The sequence below is a fragment of the Citrobacter sp. EC_71 genome (assembly GCF_019584005.1).
Lineage (GTDB): Bacteria > Pseudomonadota > Gammaproteobacteria > Enterobacterales > Enterobacteriaceae > Citrobacter > Citrobacter werkmanii.
Window position 1 is genome coordinate 126,413 of the sequence record NZ_VDAY01000003.1, and the last position, 16,895, is coordinate 143,307.

17 protein-coding genes are annotated in these 16,895 nt (G+C 51.4%); 11 read left to right on the top strand and 6 right to left on the bottom strand.

What is annotated here, in order from left to right; all coding sequences use genetic code 11:
- The first annotated feature begins 336 nt into the window (after window positions 1-336).
- Together FHD02_RS04130 and FHD02_RS04135 are read left to right on the top strand one after the other, a co-directional pair.
- Window positions 337-624, top strand: coding sequence for a VF530 family DNA-binding protein (locus tag FHD02_RS04130; protein WP_137371520.1), 288 nt, complete (start codon window positions 337-339; stop codon window positions 622-624).
- Window positions 625-636: 12 nt separating this feature from the next.
- Entirely contained in the window at window positions 637-2,004 is a 1,368-nt protein-coding gene (locus FHD02_RS04135) for a glycoside hydrolase family 10 protein (protein ID WP_137371521.1), read from the top strand.
- A gap of 37 nt (window positions 2,005-2,041) precedes the next feature.
- Here the strand turns inward: FHD02_RS04135 and FHD02_RS04140 are convergent, their stop codons facing one another.
- The 3 genes from FHD02_RS04140 to FHD02_RS04150 form a co-directional block, all read right to left on the bottom strand.
- Complete coding sequence (locus FHD02_RS04140; protein ID WP_220393602.1) at window positions 2,042-3,313, bottom strand: type II toxin-antitoxin system HipA family toxin; 1,272 nt, start codon at window positions 3,311-3,313, stop codon at window positions 2,042-2,044.
- A complete protein-coding gene (locus tag FHD02_RS04145) occupies window positions 3,306-3,620 on the bottom strand; it encodes a helix-turn-helix domain-containing protein (protein ID WP_220393603.1) in 315 nt (104 codons plus the stop codon). The genes FHD02_RS04140 and FHD02_RS04145 overlap by 8 nt, the downstream gene beginning before the upstream one ends.
- Window positions 3,621-3,781: 161 nt before the next feature.
- Complete coding sequence (locus FHD02_RS04150) at window positions 3,782-4,420, bottom strand: helix-turn-helix domain-containing protein (RefSeq protein ID WP_220393604.1); 639 nt, start codon at window positions 4,418-4,420, stop codon at window positions 3,782-3,784.
- Between the two features lie 211 nt (window positions 4,421-4,631).
- Between FHD02_RS04150 and FHD02_RS04155 the strand changes: the two genes are divergently transcribed.
- Both FHD02_RS04155 and FHD02_RS04160 read left to right on the top strand, forming a co-directional pair.
- Window positions 4,632-4,973, top strand: coding sequence for a DUF3302 domain-containing protein (locus tag FHD02_RS04155; protein ID WP_137371525.1), 342 nt, complete (start codon window positions 4,632-4,634; stop codon window positions 4,971-4,973).
- Window positions 4,974-4,975: 2 nt separating this feature from the next.
- Window positions 4,976-6,115, top strand: a complete 1,140-nt coding sequence (locus FHD02_RS04160) for an HlyD family secretion protein (RefSeq protein WP_061381336.1) — start codon at window positions 4,976-4,978, stop codon at window positions 6,113-6,115.
- Between the two features lie 45 nt (window positions 6,116-6,160).
- Here FHD02_RS04160 and FHD02_RS04165 read toward each other — a convergent pair whose 3' ends face one another.
- Together FHD02_RS04165 and hdeB are read right to left on the bottom strand one after the other, a co-directional pair.
- Window positions 6,161-8,104: a methyl-accepting chemotaxis protein gene (locus tag FHD02_RS04165; protein ID WP_137371526.1), complete on the bottom strand. Its 1,944-nt coding sequence runs from the start codon at window positions 8,102-8,104 to the stop codon at window positions 6,161-6,163.
- Window positions 8,105-8,259: 155 nt separating this feature from the next.
- Complete coding sequence (hdeB, locus tag FHD02_RS04170; protein ID WP_032939734.1) at window positions 8,260-8,589, bottom strand: acid-activated periplasmic chaperone HdeB; 330 nt, start codon at window positions 8,587-8,589, stop codon at window positions 8,260-8,262.
- Between the two features lie 399 nt (window positions 8,590-8,988).
- Here hdeB and FHD02_RS04175 point away from each other — a divergent pair, with 399 nt between their 5' ends.
- Genes FHD02_RS04175 through FHD02_RS04205 form a run of 7 tightly spaced genes read left to right on the top strand, consistent with a single transcriptional unit; the run spans window position 8,989 to window position 15,912 of the window.
- Window positions 8,989-9,855, top strand: a complete 867-nt coding sequence (locus tag FHD02_RS04175) for a MurR/RpiR family transcriptional regulator (RefSeq protein WP_137371527.1) — start codon at window positions 8,989-8,991, stop codon at window positions 9,853-9,855.
- Window positions 9,856-9,869: 14 nt separating this feature from the next.
- Complete coding sequence (gene ddpX, locus FHD02_RS04180; protein ID WP_038640600.1) at window positions 9,870-10,457, top strand: D-alanyl-D-alanine dipeptidase; 588 nt, start codon at window positions 9,870-9,872, stop codon at window positions 10,455-10,457.
- A 15-nt stretch (window positions 10,458-10,472) separates the two neighbouring features.
- Entirely contained in the window at window positions 10,473-12,035 is a 1,563-nt protein-coding gene (locus FHD02_RS04185; RefSeq protein ID WP_137371529.1) for an ABC transporter substrate-binding protein, read from the top strand.
- Window positions 12,036-12,079: 44 nt separating this feature from the next.
- Complete coding sequence (locus FHD02_RS04190; protein ID WP_032935738.1) at window positions 12,080-13,102, top strand: ABC transporter permease; 1,023 nt, start codon at window positions 12,080-12,082, stop codon at window positions 13,100-13,102.
- Window positions 13,099-13,995: a D,D-dipeptide ABC transporter permease gene (gene ddpC / locus FHD02_RS04195; RefSeq protein WP_042308386.1), complete on the top strand. Its 897-nt coding sequence runs from the start codon at window positions 13,099-13,101 to the stop codon at window positions 13,993-13,995. Before FHD02_RS04190 ends, ddpC begins: the two co-directional genes overlap by 4 nt.
- Window positions 13,992-14,978: an ABC transporter ATP-binding protein gene (locus FHD02_RS04200; protein WP_042308384.1), complete on the top strand. Its 987-nt coding sequence runs from the start codon at window positions 13,992-13,994 to the stop codon at window positions 14,976-14,978. The genes ddpC and FHD02_RS04200 overlap by 4 nt, the downstream gene beginning before the upstream one ends.
- Window positions 14,971-15,912 carry an ABC transporter ATP-binding protein gene (locus FHD02_RS04205; protein WP_220393605.1) on the top strand — a complete coding sequence of 314 codons (942 nt, stop codon included), beginning with the start codon at window positions 14,971-14,973 and terminating at the stop codon, window positions 15,910-15,912. The genes FHD02_RS04200 and FHD02_RS04205 overlap by 8 nt, the downstream gene beginning before the upstream one ends.
- A 13-nt stretch (window positions 15,913-15,925) precedes the next feature.
- Here the strand turns inward: FHD02_RS04205 and FHD02_RS04210 are convergent, their stop codons facing one another.
- Window positions 15,926-16,816 carry a LysR family transcriptional regulator gene (locus FHD02_RS04210; protein ID WP_200006434.1) on the bottom strand — a complete coding sequence of 297 codons (891 nt, stop codon included), beginning with the start codon at window positions 16,814-16,816 and terminating at the stop codon, window positions 15,926-15,928.
- Window positions 16,817-16,895: the final 79 nt, after the last annotated feature.

Sequence of the window (16,895 nt, forward strand, 5' to 3'; positions counted from 1 at the left end):
GGCTACAATTCTCGCTACCTGACGTTAGTGCGCATAATGTATATTATGTTAAATTAAGTGATTCGCATAAAGTCATAGAATTAAGTCCCCATTAGTCTTTCGTTTGCTGGCATTTGGACATTGGTTGACACCACTACTAACTTATCGCTTCTGAAGAGTTCTTCCATCGCGATTAGCCAGAAGTGTCAGGCTTGTCCACCCTCCTCTTTTTACAGTTTCAGCGAACGTTCCTTGGAAGAACAGTGCCGATTTGGGCCATTGCTGGTCGTTCCGCTTTCTTGTAATCTGTCTCGTTGCATAACTGACAAAATCTGGAAATACCGAACTGGACTTCATATGAATGCTCATACTTCAAAAGACCCTTTACATGGCGTAACGCTAGAAATGCAGGTCAATGCGTTGGTCGATCGTTTTGGTTGGGCTGAGCTTGCTCAACGCATTAACATCAACTGCTTTAAAAATGAACCGAGCGTTAAATCCAGTTTAAAGTTTCTGCGCCGTACGCCGTGGGCGCGTGCTGAAGTTGAAGCGCTCTATCTTGATTCGCTGCATGACGTGACCCCGTACAACAACACCGCGCCTGCTATTGATCCCTGGGCTAACAGCCGCAACAAGAAACAATAAGAGCAAAGTCTGATGCCAGCATCCGGTTTCTTTTCAGGAAAATATCAGAAAAAACTGGCGAATATCTTCGTCCGTTGCCATGCCAGATTACCGCGAACCAACCTGAAATGGTTCGCGGTACTTGTGGGCAGTATGTTGTTACTGGGCAGTTGCTCTTCACAGCCGCCCGCTCCCAAAGTCACCCCACTACCTCCGGTGAATAAACCGCAACAGAGTAAGGAGCCGGTGCGTGGAATCTGGCTGGCGACGGTTTCTCGTCTGGACTGGCCGCCGATCTCATCAGTGAATGTCAGTTCCCCTGCCATCCGTATCAGCCTGCAGCAGAAAGCGTTGACGGATAAGCTGGATAACCTGAAACGTCTTGGCATCAACACCGTTTTTTTCCAGGTCAAACCCGATGGTACCGCATTGTGGCAATCTAAAATCTTGCCTTGGTCAGATACGCTAACCGGCACGATTGGTCAGGATCCGGGTTACGATCCGCTACAGTTTATGCTCGATGAAGCGCATAAACGCGGCATGAAAGTCCATGCCTGGTTTAACCCCTACCGTGTGTCCGTTAATATCAAACCGTCAACGATCACCGAATTAAACAGCACGCTGTCGCAGACGCCTTCCAGTGTTTATGTCCTGCATCGGGACTGGATCCGCACCTCGGGCGAGCGTTTCGTGTTAGATCCTGGTATTCCCGAAGTGCGCGACTGGATCACCAGCATTGTGGCGGAAGTGGTGGAACATTATCCGGTCGACGGCGTGCAGTTTGATGACTACTTCTATACCGAGTCTCCCGGTTCAGCGCTTAACGACAGCCAGACCTTCAGAAAATATGGTCAGGGATTTGATTCCAAAGCTGACTGGCGGCGCGATAACACGCAACGACTGATCGCCCAGGTTTCGCGGACCATCAAGAAACTTAAGCCTGAGGTGGAGTTTGGCGTCAGCCCCGCGGGTGTGTGGCGCAATCGCTCTCACGATCCTGCGGGTTCCGACACCCGTGGCGCGGCAGCGTATGATGAATCCTATGCCGATACCCGCCGCTGGGTGCAATTAGGCTTGCTGGACTACATCGCCCCACAGTTGTACTGGCCTTTTGCCCGTGATGCGGCACGATACGATGTGCTGGCGAAATGGTGGGCAGATGTTGTGAAATCAACCAATACCCGCCTCTATATTGGTGTGGCGCTGTATAAGGTCGGCGAACCTTCACGAAAAGAACCGGACTGGACAGTCAAAGGCGGCGTGCCAGAACTGAAAAAGCAGCTCGATCTGAACGAGTCCGAACCACACATCAACGGCACCATCCTGTTTCGCGAAGATTATCTTAATCAGCCGCAAACGCAGGAGGCCGTAACCTATATTCGCAGTCGTTGGGGGCGTTAATGGTTATCTTTAGGTCTGTGTAGCGACTGAACCTGCATCACCGGGACAGTAACCGGCGGACATTATCATTAATTTGTTTCTGGATCGTATCCAGCGTGGTTTGCGTTATCTGATCGGGGTATTTGTCACTGGCGATAGCGCTCAGCCCTATCGCAGAGTGGCAGATCTTTTCGATTATGGCGTTCACCTCGTCAGCAGAGAGCTCAGCTTCCTGAACGCCAAGCAACTGAAGGTGCTTTCTTTCGATATCCAGCGCTTCCCCCAGCACGTCCATTTGGTGGTACCCGCCGGGTCCTTCAAACCAGGTGACGTCGTAAGCCGGAGCCAGAGTCCAGTTTCCATCGGCTGACATTAAATAAGCAAAATTCTTCGGATGATCGTCACGATTGTTGAATGCCACGTTGAAAACCACGCGTTCGAACGCTTTCGCCTTTTCTCTGACATCATTGGTACAGATCTGCGTGGCGCGCAGAAAATCCCGGTAATCTAAAGCACCGGGTAACTGGTAATTTGCGCCGGTTAGAGCCGCCAGACTCTGCATTGGAATACGTATTGACTGGTCACGGTCGAAACGGCGGGTGGCAAAGGCCGCCTGCCCACCAGGCAGATCAAAATATGCCGTATCGGGCGTGCTAATCCCACATTGACGCAAGCATTCAGCATAAACAGCTTCGATGGCGCATACTTCAGCATGCTCATGCCTGGCGGGAAATTTAATCAGCCAGCTTTCGCTCCCGGGCAGCGGAGCAGTGGTGAATTTTGACGTGACACTGTCACGATAAAGTAGCGCTTTTGGCCTTGCCCCTTGCGGCGAACCGCCCATCTGAAGCAATTTTTGCAAGAATTCCCCGCCGTCTCCACTCAAGACTTCCTGCACCTCTGCGGCCAGTTGTTCGAGAGGAACATCCTCTTTTGAAATCTTCTCGACATCTGACTGAACGGGCTGGAATGTCATGGCGCCCATCGCGTTGTTGCCGACCCAGGTTAACCGCTCCAAAGGACCTATGCGCGCTGCGTTTAGTCCGCGACGTTTAAATAATCGGTCCATCAACAGCATACCCCAGCCATCAGGTAGCGAATCATAGACTGGTCCAGGTAATCCCAATTGATGAGCCGGAAAATCCCTGCGTAAACGTGGGCCGTTCAGCGGTAACATCAGCCGGGACAGTTCCAGTCCCTTACGTATGGCGTCTTCACTGTATTCAAAGGCGATCAACGGGCGTCCGGTCAGGGCTGTGGAAGACACCAGTTTTCCCCACAGCCATTTTTCACCCCAGCCTTCATAAAAGACATCAACTTGTTCAGGCATCAGAATTTTTCCTTTTCACCCGCTGGCGTGCCGCGCTCTTCTCGTAACGCAAAATATCATCCAGACTGTCAATCTTGGGTTTGAATAAACCCTCCAGCGCATCGCCATAGCCTAACACCATTGCGACTTTGACCAGATTCTCAAATCCCACATTCTTACCTGTTTCCAGATTCGAAACGGTATTCACACCGACACCTGAACGCGCGGCAACCTCAGCCTGCGTCATTTGCCGCGCGAGTCGTTCTTTACGTAATCTGTTACAGAGCAGTTTGACGATGTCAGTAGCTGTATTGAGCGTTAAATCCATAATATTGGGCCTTATTTGGATAAATGCCAGTTTACACACAATATTATAGAGTTAAGTCGAGATTAATACAAAGCGGATAACATATGTTTTAATGGATTTAACGCCACAAGTCCGCGATAAAACCCATTATAATGTATTTAAATCATGGTCGGGTGCGGTGATTAATCTGCCGCTATGCAGACTAAATGACCACGGTGCAGCTGGATCGCGCCCTGTCGTTTTAACCGGGCAAGCGTATCCATAATGGTGCTGCGAGAAAGTCCGGTTCGCTCCCTGATATATTGTACCGCCGGGATTCTTTTTTTGATGTCATCAGGCTCTTGTTGTAAAAGTTCAAGATGTCCCCAAACCATATCAGTTGCGGTTCGACTGGTGATCAGGCGATCGCGCTGGCTCATTACCTGAATAATATAGGCTTCAACTATTGCCACAGATTCCCAGAGTCGCTCACGGTTAACGATAGTCATGAAATCCGTTTTCTTTACTACATGAGTAGTACATGGGCTGACCGCTTCAATATCATAAAAGTTATGCCCTGTAGGAAGAAAGAACTCGGCCATTCCCAGCATCATCGGTGCCTGCTGACTGGCCAGGATTAGCCCATCAGTGCGTCGGCGAATGACGATTCTACCTTCGGTCAACAACCAGATCCCGTTCTCCCCCTGAGAATCCATAATAAAAGAACCGCTACGATATAGCGATTGGGCTTCAGAAAGTGGCAGTAATGCCTTGAAAAGTTTGGTTATATTAGTCGCAAGGAGTTCTTCGCTGCTACCGGTTTGTTCAGTATTGCTGGTCATAGAAGGCTCAGTATAATTCACTAAATAATCTTATTAATGATTATCGGTAATAGAGAAAAAATCAAACCTGAAAAGTCCATTTTTGGATTTGATTATTAACATTAGCCTTACAAGAAAGTCTGATTTTATACTTGCAATACATTAAAACTACTTGCTAATAAAAATGCAGCGATAATGTCGGCCAATAAAAATGGTTCTTATTGGAGTTCCTATGTTGCTCAATTATTTATCATTAGCAATACTCATCCTGGTGTTCTTAATTATTTTTTATGGCGTATTAATCTTGCACGACATCCCATACGAGATCGCTAAGAAACGCAACCACCCTCACCTCGATGCCATACATGTCGCGGGTTGGGTCAGTTTATTTACGTTACATGCGATTTGGCCATTTCTCTGGATTTGGGCAACATTATACAATGATAAGCATGGCTGGCATGGAAATACCTCAGGACATAATATCGCTGAGCTAAGCGCGCGGATTGCGATACTGGAAAAAACACATGAACAAACTAATAGCGCATACAGCCCGCAGGATCCAAAGGTAAATTAATCGTGGAAATATTATTAACATTAACCTACGCCGCTATCGTTTACGTCATTTTTAAAGTATTTAAGGTTCCGTTGAATAAGTGGACATTACCCTCAGCGGTATTGGGGGGCGTGGTCATGCTTGGGGCACTGATCCTTACCATGAATTATAATCATCCCTATACAGAAGATGCACAAAAATTGGTTGTGGGCATTCCCGTTGTTCCGCAAGTTACCGGGGTGGTTTCAGAAGTAACGGATAAAATTAACACACCAATAAAAAAAGGAGATGTACTGTTTAAAATCGATCCTGCCCGTTATAAAGCTAAACTGGAAAAGCTTGAAGCGGACATTGTTACGGCAAAACATGACGTTCTGGCCCTTGAGGAGAAACGCAATAGCGCGCGACTGCAGCTAGAACAGGCCAGGGCTGAACGTGATAAATATTACAAAAACTATCAGCGCTACCAGAAAGGCAGTCAGGCAAAAGTGAACCCATTTACTGCCAATGATATTGATACTGCGCGCCAGGATTATCTGGCTCAGGACGCGGCGATGAACGCCGCCAATGCTGAACTGAACAGTATCCAGAAAGAACTCGACAGCACCATTCATGGACAAAACTCGCAGATCGCCAGTCTGCAAGCTCAAATTGATGAGGCTCGATTTAATTATGAGCAAACCATTGTTCGCGCCCCCAGCGACGGTTATGTCAGCCAATTACTGGTTCGTCCTGGAACCTATGCGTCGAGACTGCCTTTTAAGCCTGTTATGGTGTTTATTCCTGCGCACAAAAACCAAATTGTTGCGGCATTTCGTCAAAATTCGATCTTACGTCTTAATGTGGGGGATGACGCTGAGATTGTCTTCAATGGCTTGCCGGGACAAGTAATACAAGGAAAAGTCGTCAGTGTTGCCCCCGTGATCCCTACCGGGGCTTATTATGCCCAGGGAACATTGCAATCCTTAAACGTCACACCGGGCAGTAACAAAGTGCTGGTCAGTATCGAAGTTGATAATAATCAGGCTGAACAGCAACTCCCAGACGGTGTTGCCGCTCAGGTTGCCGTCTATTCAGCTCAGCATTTTGAAGCATTATCATTGCTACGGAAAATACTCTTGCGCATGACCAGTTGGATGCACTACCTGTACCTTGATCATTAATCGACTGTCCGGGTGCGATAGCTGCACCCGGACTTCACTCGACGCTCAGACAGTAGCGGGTTCTGGTAATCTAAACGACGAGACCAGCAGCGCCAGTTGTTCCGCCTCCTCTTTCAGGGCCTGTGTACGTGCGGCGGCATCATCAATTAACGAGGCATTCTGCTGAACGGTGCTGTCCATTTCGGTAACGGCCAGCGTGACTTCGGAAACGCCTTTACGCTGTTCTTCGCCTGCAACGCGTATTTCTCCCATCAACTGACGCACCTGCCGTACGTTACTGACCAGTTCTCCCAGCCGTTCGCCTGCATTGTGAATTTGCTGACTCCCGCTACCAACATGTGATACAGATTCATCAATCAATGCTTTAATTTCCTGCGCGGCAGTGGCGCTACGCTGGGCCAGCGTACGTACTTCAGAGGCGACAACCGCGAATCCTCTACCTGCATCGCCCGCTCTGGCGGCTTCAACGGCGGCGTTCAGGGCGAGAATATTGGTCTGGAACGCAATGCTGTCAATCACCGCGACAATTTCTACCATTCTCCCGGATGACGCGCTGACGTTATCCATTGTTGAGATCACGCCCTGCATGACATCACCGCAACGGTTGGCCGTTTGCGCGGTGCTATCGGATAGCTCATCTGCCAGTTGTGTATTACTCGCATTTTGGTGAACGGTCGCATTTAACTGTTCCATCGCCGCCGAACTCTCTTCCAGCGCAGCGGCTTGCTGCGTGACGCGAGATGAGAGTTCCATATTGCTGTCAGCCAGGCTGACGGCATTATTCGCCACCACCACGCTGCTGCTTCTGACGGTGATCAGGATGGCTGATATTTTATCGACGAAAAGATTAAACGCCTCGGCGATAGCCGAAATCTCATCTTTACCGCGTACATCCAGACGACGTGTAAGATCGCCTTCGCCCTGCGCAATATCATCGAGTGCCTGGCGGGTATCATCGAGACGCGAAATCAGTCGGCGAACCACCAGCCAGGATCCCACCAGCAATAGCGTCATAATTGGGATCAACACTTCCAGCACGTCCTGCATCATCACTTTGGCGAGACCGACGATGCGTGATTCAGGCGTCACCAGCCCCACGACCCAGCCGGTATCCGCCATCGGGAATAGCATTACCCGGGACGGCGTATTCAACACATTGTCATTGGCAAGCGTAATCGTTTTCACTCCATCTGCCGGACGTAAAGATTTAAGACCGTTTTCCACCGGGATAAGCCATTGCGCGCTTTGCGCTAGCTCGTTAATGGTTTTGTGTTTTGTCAGGTCGGCCTGCGGGAAATAGAGAAGTTGTCCCTGTTTATCCACCACGAACGCGTAACCGCCGGTGCTATTTCCCTGCTGTTGCATAAAGGTGGCAACGTTATCCAGACGAATATCGGTAGTGGCGACGCCGGCAAACTTACCGGCCAGTTGGTAAGGAACGCTGCAGGTTACCATGTTGACCCCGGAACTGGCGTCCTGGTAAACATCAGACCATAAGCAGCTGTTTTGTGAATGACCTTTGGCATGCTGATACCAGCTTTCATTGTGGTATCCGCTTGATCCTTCGACGTTATAGTCGTTGGAATACATCAGCTTTCCTTCAGCGTTACGCGCCCAGAAAAAGCTGCGCTTTTCTACGCCTGCTGTGAAAGCGTCTGGCTCTGGCCAGATGCCGCCGCCGGTAATGATCGACTCTTTATCTTCACCAATCAAATGCGGAACAACGCTTTGGTACAGCGATTCATCGTTGGGCAGCACTTCGGCCAGTCGCGACAAACCGACGGTCTCACCTTCAATTCGCGACAACACGGTACTTAACTGACGGGTTAAACCTTGCCCCGTTTCTTCGATCAGGGCGGTATTGATTTCAACCACGCGCGGCTGCCCTCGCCAGAGCATAATCGCAACAATAACAAGTGTAGTGACTGCAAGCAGCAGAATGCCGCCAATGGTTAAACGCGTTGAAATACGAGTAGGATACCAGACCATACAAACTCCTTCTGCAAAAGGCTAACTTTTACCCAGTATCGGCACCGGCATTTTTATCTTTATAAACTTTCCTTAAGTATTGCAAAATAAATAAGTGACAGCGTCACAAATAGCAAAACCCAGCACTTTGGCCGGGTTTTAATAACGCTTTAATTTTATTTTGATAATTCTTTTTTGATTTCGTCTTTTATTTTGCTTAATTCACTCTGCGGATGTTTTTTACAAAGTTCTACGGTCAGAGGTACTGCGGTCGTGACGGTTTCGTTATAGTCGACGTAATCACCACCTTTGAAATCTTCATCTTCATTGAGCACCCAGAAAGCCACCGGAGCCATGGTCTGCGGGTTCAGATCGATGAACTCCTGGCAGCTCATGCCTTTCGGTGTCACTTCAGTTTTCGCGCTATCAGTGGCTGCATTGACGCTAACACTGGTTAACAGCGCTGCGACCAGAATACCTGCTGTAGAAAGGGAGAATTTATTCATTGTAGTACTCCATTTATAATATAGATAATATCTACACTCGCGCTTCAAACCGTTAATGTAGTTCGCAAAAAATAATACCCCTACCGTAATAAGAATAAAGATTGCCATTATTCATTTGGCTGAAAGTTATATTTACCATTACTGATTCTGATGTTTGAGAGGAAATGTTGTCGACAATGTGATCGTTCCGACGAAATCGGCATATTCATACCCCGCTCTGCTGTCGCTGCACCAAAACTGAACTACGCTGCACAAATGTTGATCATTAGTTAATGAATATGGTTTGTGTTTTAACAAAAACAGCCTGCGTGCAGCTGTTAGCGACCTGGCACGCGTCCTGCATTGTTAATTCACTAACAGTGAGCGGTAATCTGACAGACAACTAACAGCGAGAAGGTAATGACAGCGAAACCTGAATTATTTACCCGCATAGAACAGACCTTCAGCCAGCTTACGCCGAGCGAAAAGCGCGTAGCCGGATGGCTGTTAGCCCATGGTGTACAGATCCCTTTTGAAACTGCGGATGGCATCGCTAAAGCGGCAGGAACCAGCGGTATTACCGTAGGGCGCTACCTGCGTAAACTGGGCTTTCGCAATCTGGAGGATGCAAAAGCCAGCCTGCGTGAGCTGCCCGTAGTCCCCTATCAACCCTGGGGAATGAACGAGCGGCTGGATTCCTGGCACCAGCAACAAACCCTGCCAGATCGCGCGCAGCAGTCGCTGTTACTGGAAATCGACGCCATTACCCACGTCTATCAACTCGCGCAAAGCGATACATTTTTACGCATTGCGCAGCAGCTGGCGCATGCGGAAGCGGTTTACATCCTCGGAATCCAATCTACGCGTGGGATTGCCAACGCCTTTTTTAGTCATCTTGAATACCTGCGGCCTAAAGTCAGCTACTCCGAGGGGCTTTCCGGCAGTTGGGTCGAGTCGCTGAATTCGGGATTTAACCAGCCATACGTGGTGATCACCGACATGCGCGCCTACTCCGCCATCTCCCGACAATATTGCCGCGTCGCGACAGAACGCCAGATTCCACTGGCGCTGATCACCGATGTGTGGTGTCCGTGGGCCAGAGATTATGCCCTTGATTTACTCCAGGTAAAAACTGACACCGGACATTTCTGGGATTCTCTGGCTCCCGTGAGCTGTCTGTTCAACTTATTACTTTCTGCGGTGGTGGAGCAACTTGGTGATTCCCTCGCAGGACGCCTGCAAACCAATCGCCAGTTACAACAACAGTTTGGTCAATTCGAACAATAAACAGGAAATGTGCTATGTCAGAAACCCCAGAACTGGTCGATCTGTCGGTGATATTCCCGTCGCTGCATATCGATCTCAAATACGCCACTGCCGACAACATTACCGGCGCGCCTATCTACCGGGAAGCGCGCTGCCTGTTACACCGCGAGGCGGTAACCGCGCTGGCTAAAAGCATCAGTATCGCGCAACTGGCGGGCCTGAAGCTTGTAGTGTATGACGCGTATCGCCCCCAGCAGGCGCAGGCGGTGCTGTGGAATGCGTGTCCGGATCCCCAGTACGTCGTCGATGTGGCGATTGGATCCAATCACAGCCGCGGAACAGCCATCGACGTTACGCTGATGGACGATCGTGGCAATGTCCTCGATATGGGCGCTGATTTTGATGAGATGCACGACCGTTCCCATGCCTGGCACCCTTCTGTTCCACCGGCCGCGCAGCGTAACCGGTTGCTACTCAACGCCATTATGTTCGGTGGCGGTTTTGTCGGCATTAACAGCGAGTGGTGGCATTTTGAATTGCCTGATGCCGCCCGTTATCCGCTGCTTGACGACCAGATAGCCTGTTTCCCTGTTCCCCCCATAACAACACAACATCCCTTTTAATTCTGGAGCCTGGTTATGAAGACTACACCTGCGTTAAATGCGTTTTTTCGCCCCGCTCTGATCGCCGTTGCGCTGGCATTTGCCCTGCCTGCCGCGCAGGCCGCCGTGCCTAAAGATATGCTGGTCATCGGTAAAGCCGCCGATCCGCAGACGCTCGACCCGGCCGTGACCATCGATAACAACGACTGGACGGTCACCTATCCCTCTTATCAACGTTTGGTTCAGTACAAAACCGAAGGCGGTAAAGGCTCCACGGAAGTTGAAGGTGATTTAGCCAGCGGCTGGAAAGCCTCTGACGATCAGAAAGAGTGGACGTTTACCCTGAAAAACGATGCCAAATTCGCCGACGGTACGCCGGTGACAGCTGATGCGGTGAAACAATCCTTTGAGCGCCTGCTCAAAATTGGCCAGGGACCCGCTGAAGCATTCCCGAAAGATCTGAAGATTGAGGCCATTGATGACAACACGGTGAAATTTACCCTCAGCCAGCCGTTCGCACCCTTCCTGTATACGCTGGCAAATGACGGGGCCTCAATTATCAATCCGGCTGTCTTAAAAGAGCACGCGGCAGATGATGCCCGCGGATTCCTGGCGCAGAACACAGCAGGCTCCGGTCCTTTCATGCTGAAAAGCTGGCAAAAAGGACAACAGCTGGTGCTGGTGCCAAACCCGCATTATTCCGGGGCCAAACCAACGTTTAAGCGGGTTTCGGTAAAAATCATCGGTGAAAGCGCTTCCCGTCGCCTGCAATTGTCGCGTGGCGATATCGACATTGCCGATGCGCTTCCTGTCGACCAGCTTGCCGCTTTAAAACAGGAAGGCAAAGTTAACGTAGCGGATTATCCCTCACTGCGCGTGACCTATCTGTATCTGAACAACAGTAAAGCGCCGCTCAATCAGGTGGATTTACGCCGCGCCATCTCGTGGGCCACCGATTATAAGGGCATGGTGAATGGGATCCTCAGTGGCAATGGTAAACAGATGCGCGGTCCGATCCCTGAAGGAATGTGGGGTTTTGATGACAAGGCTATGCAATACAGTTTTGATGAAGCCAAAGCGAAAGCTGCATGGGACAAAGTCACGAGCAAACCCGAAAGCCTGAGCTTCTTGTATTCAGATAATGACCCTAACTGGGAGCCGATTGCCCTCTCAACCCAGGCCAGTCTCAACAAGCTGGGTATTAAGGTGAAGCTGGAAAAACTGGCGAATGCCACCATGCGTGACCGTGTGGGTAAAGGGGATTACGACATTGCTATCGGCAACTGGAGTCCGGATTTCGCCGACCCGTACATGTTTATGAACTACTGGTTTGAGTCAGATAAAAAAGGTCTGCCGGGTAACCGTTCGTTCTACGAAAATAGTGAGGTCGATAAGCTGCTGCGTAGCGCATTAGCCACCACCGATCCGGTCGCCAGAACCAATGATTACCAGCAGGCGCAAACCATCGTGATTGATGAAGCGGCCTACGTCTATTTATTCCAGAAAAACTATCAACTGGCGATGAACAAAGACGTCAAAGGATTTGTATTTAACCCCATGCTGGAACAGGTCTTCAACATCTCCACCATGAGTAAATAAGCCACGTTGATGCGGAGCCACTCAGGCTCCGCAAGGGGAAGCTAATGACGTTCTGGAGCATTTTACGCCAGCGATGCTGGGGTCTTATTCTGGTGGTTATCGGTGTTTGCGTGATCACCTTTATTATTTCGCACCTGATCCCAGGCGACCCCGCGCGGTTGCTGGCGGGCGATCGCGCCAGCGATGAGATAGTCGAAAATATTCGCCAACAACTGGGGCTGAACCAGCCGCTATATGTGCAGTTCTTTCGCTATGTGAGCGATATCTTTCACGGAGATTTAGGCACATCCATTCGCACCGGTCGTCCGGTACTGGATGAGCTGCGTATCTTCTTTCCCGCTACTCTGGAGTTGGCTTTCTGCTCTTTGCTGCTGGCGCTGGTGATCGGTATTCCGTTAGGTATTTTATCTGCGGTCTGGCGCAACCGTTGGCTTGATCACCTCGTTCGCCTGATGGCGATTACCGGCATCTCCACGCCTGCATTCTGGCTGGGGCTGGGGGTTATCGTGCTGTTTTACGGTCATCTGCAAATTTTGCCCGGCGGTGGTCGGTTAGACGACTGGCTGGATCCACCGGCTCATGTCACTGGGTTCTACCTGATTGATGCCCTGCTGGAAGGCAATGGTGAAGTCTTTTTCAATGCGCTCCAGCACCTGATCCTACCATCACTGACGCTGGCTTTTGTGCACTTAGGGATCGTTGCCCGCCAGATTCGCTCCGCTATGCTGGAGCAACTGAGTGAAGATTACATTCGTACCGCGCGCGCCAGCGGGCTGCCGGGCTGGTACATCGTGTTGTGTTACGCGTTGCCGAATGCGCTTATCCCATCAATAACGGTTCTCGGCCTGGCATTGGGCGATCTGCTCTACGGTGCGGTACTAACCGAAACGGTATTCGCCTGGCCGGGAATGGGCGCCTGGGTAGTAACGTCGATTCAGGCGCTCGACTTCCCGGCGGTGATGGGATTTGCCGTAGTGGTCTCTTTCGCTTATGTGCTGGTCAACCTGGTGGTGGATTTACTCTACCTGTGGATTGACCCACGAATTGGACGCGGGGGTGCTGAATGATGCTCACCCAAGAAACGCCGACCGCCCCGCAGACATCACGCCGTCGCACGGACTGGGCGAAATTGTTCTGGATGATGAAAAGCAGCCCGCTGACGCTGGTAGGCGGGGTCATCATTGTACTGATACTGTTGCTGATGGTGCTGTCACCGTGGATTACGCCTTACGATCCTAATGCCATCAATTTAAGTGCGCGCCTGCTGCCACCATCTGCCGCTCACTGGTTTGGTACCGATGAAGTGGGCCGCGATCTGTTCAGCCGCGTACTGGTCGGAAGCCAGCAGTCGGTCGTCGCTGGTCTGGTGGTGGTGGGAATTGCCGGTGGATTGGGTTCGCTGCTGGGTTGTCTGTCTGGTGTCATGGGCGGACGCGCCGATGCCATCATTATGCGAATAATGGACATCATGCTGTCCATCCCTTCGCTGGTGCTGACGATGGCACTGGCCGCCGCGCTGGGACCCAGCCTGTTCAACGCCATGCTGGCAATTGCAGTCGTACGTATTCCTTTTTATGTGCGCCTTGCCCGCGGCCAGACGTTAGTGGTGCGTCAGTTTACCTATGTGCAGGCTGCGCGGACCTACGGCGCTTCACGCTGGCATCTGATTAGCTGGCACATTTTACGTAACTCTCTGCCACCGCTGATTGTGCAGGCATCGCTGGATATCGGCAGTGCGATCCTGATGGCCGCCACGCTCGGGTTTATTGGTCTGGGCGCACAGCAACCCAGCGCGGAATGGGGGGCGATGGTGGCGATTGGCCGCAACTACGTGCTTGATCAGTGGTGGTATTGCGCCTTTCCCGGTGCCGCAATTTTGATTACCGCCGTGGGCTTTAATCTTTTTGGCGATGGTATTCGCGACCTGCTGGATCCAAAAGCCGGAGGAAAACAGTCATGACACAACCCGTACTGGAAATTGAGGATTTGCATCTGAGTTTCCCCGGCTATAAAGCTGACGTGCATGCGCTGAATCATGTTTCGCTGCATATCAACCGTGGAGAAATTGTCGGCGTGGTCGGTGAATCCGGTTCCGGCAAGTCCGTGACGGCGATGCTTACCATGCGGCTGCTGCCGGAGGGCAGTTATCATATTCACCAGGGACGCGTTTCGCTGCTGGGTGAAGATGTGCTCAACGCCAGCGAAAAGCAGATGCGCCAATGGCGTGGCGCACGCGTCGCCATGATCTTCCAGGAGCCCATGACCGCGCTTAATCCCACGCGACGTATCGGCCAGCAGATGGTGGAAGTTATCCGCCATCACCAGGCGTTAAGCCGCGCGGATGCTCGCCAGAAAGCCATCGCTTTACTGGAGGAGATGCAAATTCCGGACGCGGCGGAAGTGATGAAACGTTTCCCGTTTGAGCTTTCCGGCGGTATGCGCCAGCGGGTGATGATTGCGCTGGCCTTTTCCTGCGAGCCGGAACTGATCATTGCCGATGAACCGACCACCGCACTTGACGTCACGGTACAACTGCAGGTGCTGCGTTTGCTGAAGCTAAAAGCGCGCGCCAGCGGGACAGCGGTGCTATTTATCAGCCATGATATGGCGGTGGTTTCACAATTGTGCGACCGGTTATACGTCATGTATGCCGGAAGCGTGATTGAGAGCGGCCCTACACCAACCGTTATTCAGCATCCGACGCACCCCTATTCCATCGGCTTGCTGAAATGTGCGCCGGAACACGGCGAACCGCGCGCATTGCTGCCTGCCATTCCCGGCACCGTACCGAATTTAACCCGCTTACCGACCGGATGCGCATTTCGTGAGCGCTGTTTTGCGGCTGGCCCTCGCTGTGACGAGACGCCTGCATTAAGCAGTCAGGGAGGCGCGGATCAACAATCTGCCTGCTGGTATCCGCAACTGGAGACAACACATGTCTGAATTTTTACTGGCCCTGCAGGATGTTCATGTCAGCTTTCCCGCGCGTAAAAACTGGCTCGGCAAGGTTACCGAACGGGTGCATGCGCTCAACGGTCTGGACTTACAGATTCGTCAGGGAGAAACGCTGGGGATTGTCGGTGAGTCGGGCTGCGGAAAAAGTACGCTGGCGCAACTGCTGATGGGGATGCTGCAACCGAGTCAGGGAAACTACTCTCGCCACAATGACAAGCAGCACAGTGGCATGCAGATGGTCTTTCAGGACCCGCTTTCATCGCTTGATCCGCGTTTGCCGGTGTGGCGAATTATCACCGAACCGGTGTGGATCCAGAAACGAAGCTCCGAGCGTGAACGCCGTATTCTTGCCGAAGATTTGGCGCAACAGGTAGGGATCCGCCCTGAATATCTCGACCGTCTGCCGCATGCGTTCTCCGGCGGGCAGCGTCAGCGTATTGCCATTGCCCGGGCGTTGTCGTCTGAGCCGGACGTGATCGTACTGGATGAACCCACTTCGGCGCTGGATATTTCCGTGCAGGCGCAAATTCTTAATCTGCTGGTGTCATTGCAGGTCCGCAGAAATCTGACCTATGTGCTGATATCGCATAACGTGTCGGTGGTTCGCCATATGAGTGATCGCGTGGCGGTGATGTACCTTGGGCAAATTGTTGAACTGGGTGAAACGCAGCAGGTTCTTACTCATCCTGCCCATCCCTACACGCGATTATTACTGGAATCAGTTCCGAAAACGGGAGCACCGCTGGCGGAGGATTTAGTGTTACGGAAAACCGAACTACCGGGGAACCGAACGCTGCCCGAGGGCTGTTTTTTTCGTGACAGATGTCCGTTGGCGATCCGTGGCTGTGAGAATAAACAGGCCTTGCTGACCAGCGAAACGGGAAGTGAAGTTCGCTGCTGGCGGGCGGTTAACATGCGCTGAATGCGGCGGAAAATCAGGTGCAATACGCCTTTTTCAGTGTTTCCACCAGCACTTCGGAGGCGGTAGATAACTTATGATGTGCCGAACGCAGAACGCCGATCCGACGCTGGATCACCGGCGTGTCCAGATCGATACAGGTTGCGCCTAATTCAGTCATTTGCGTACGGCACAGCGCAGGTACCGCGCTGCCGCCCAGGCCCTTAGCCACCAGCCGGCCAACGGTCACCAGCTGATGGCTCTCCAGCGCCACCTCCAGCGAATGCCCGCTTTGCACCAGCTGTTCTTCCAGCATCAGACGCACGGCGGAAGGACGTTGCAGGGTGATGAAATCCAGCGTCAGCAGTTCACGCCATGCAATACGATCCCGCCCTGCCAGTCGGCAGGTTGGCGGGACAATCGCAATAAAACGATCCACGCCAAGCGGGGTGAAATGCAGATGCCCGGAATAGTCCGGTTCGAAGGCAATACCCATCTCTACCCGCCCTTCACTCACCATCTCAATGACCTGTTCGTTAATCACATCGTGAACCGTTACGTTGATACCAGAATAGGAATCACGAAACGTTTTTAGTACCGATGGCAGGACGTTAGCGGCAAATGAAGGCATGGCGGCAATAGAGATTTTACCGCGTTGCAGCGTGAATCGCTGGCGCATTGCCTCTTCCGTGTTCTCCCAGTCCGCAAGCAGCTGTCGCCCCATATTCAGCAACGTTTCCCCTTCCTGCGTAAGGGTCACTTTGCGGGTAGTTCTCAACAGTAAAGCTCCACCTAACGAATCCTCCAGTCCTTTAATCGCCAGGCTTAATGCGGGTTGCGACATATTCAGTCTTTCACTGGCATGAGCGAAATTCAGAGTGTGAGCTACCGCTAAAAACGCGCGTAACTGTTTGATGCTCATTCCCATTTCGCATTCCTTTAACCTGTTGAATACCTTTAATTAACATTAAATTGATAAAAAAACCCAATGAGTGAGTCACAAATTT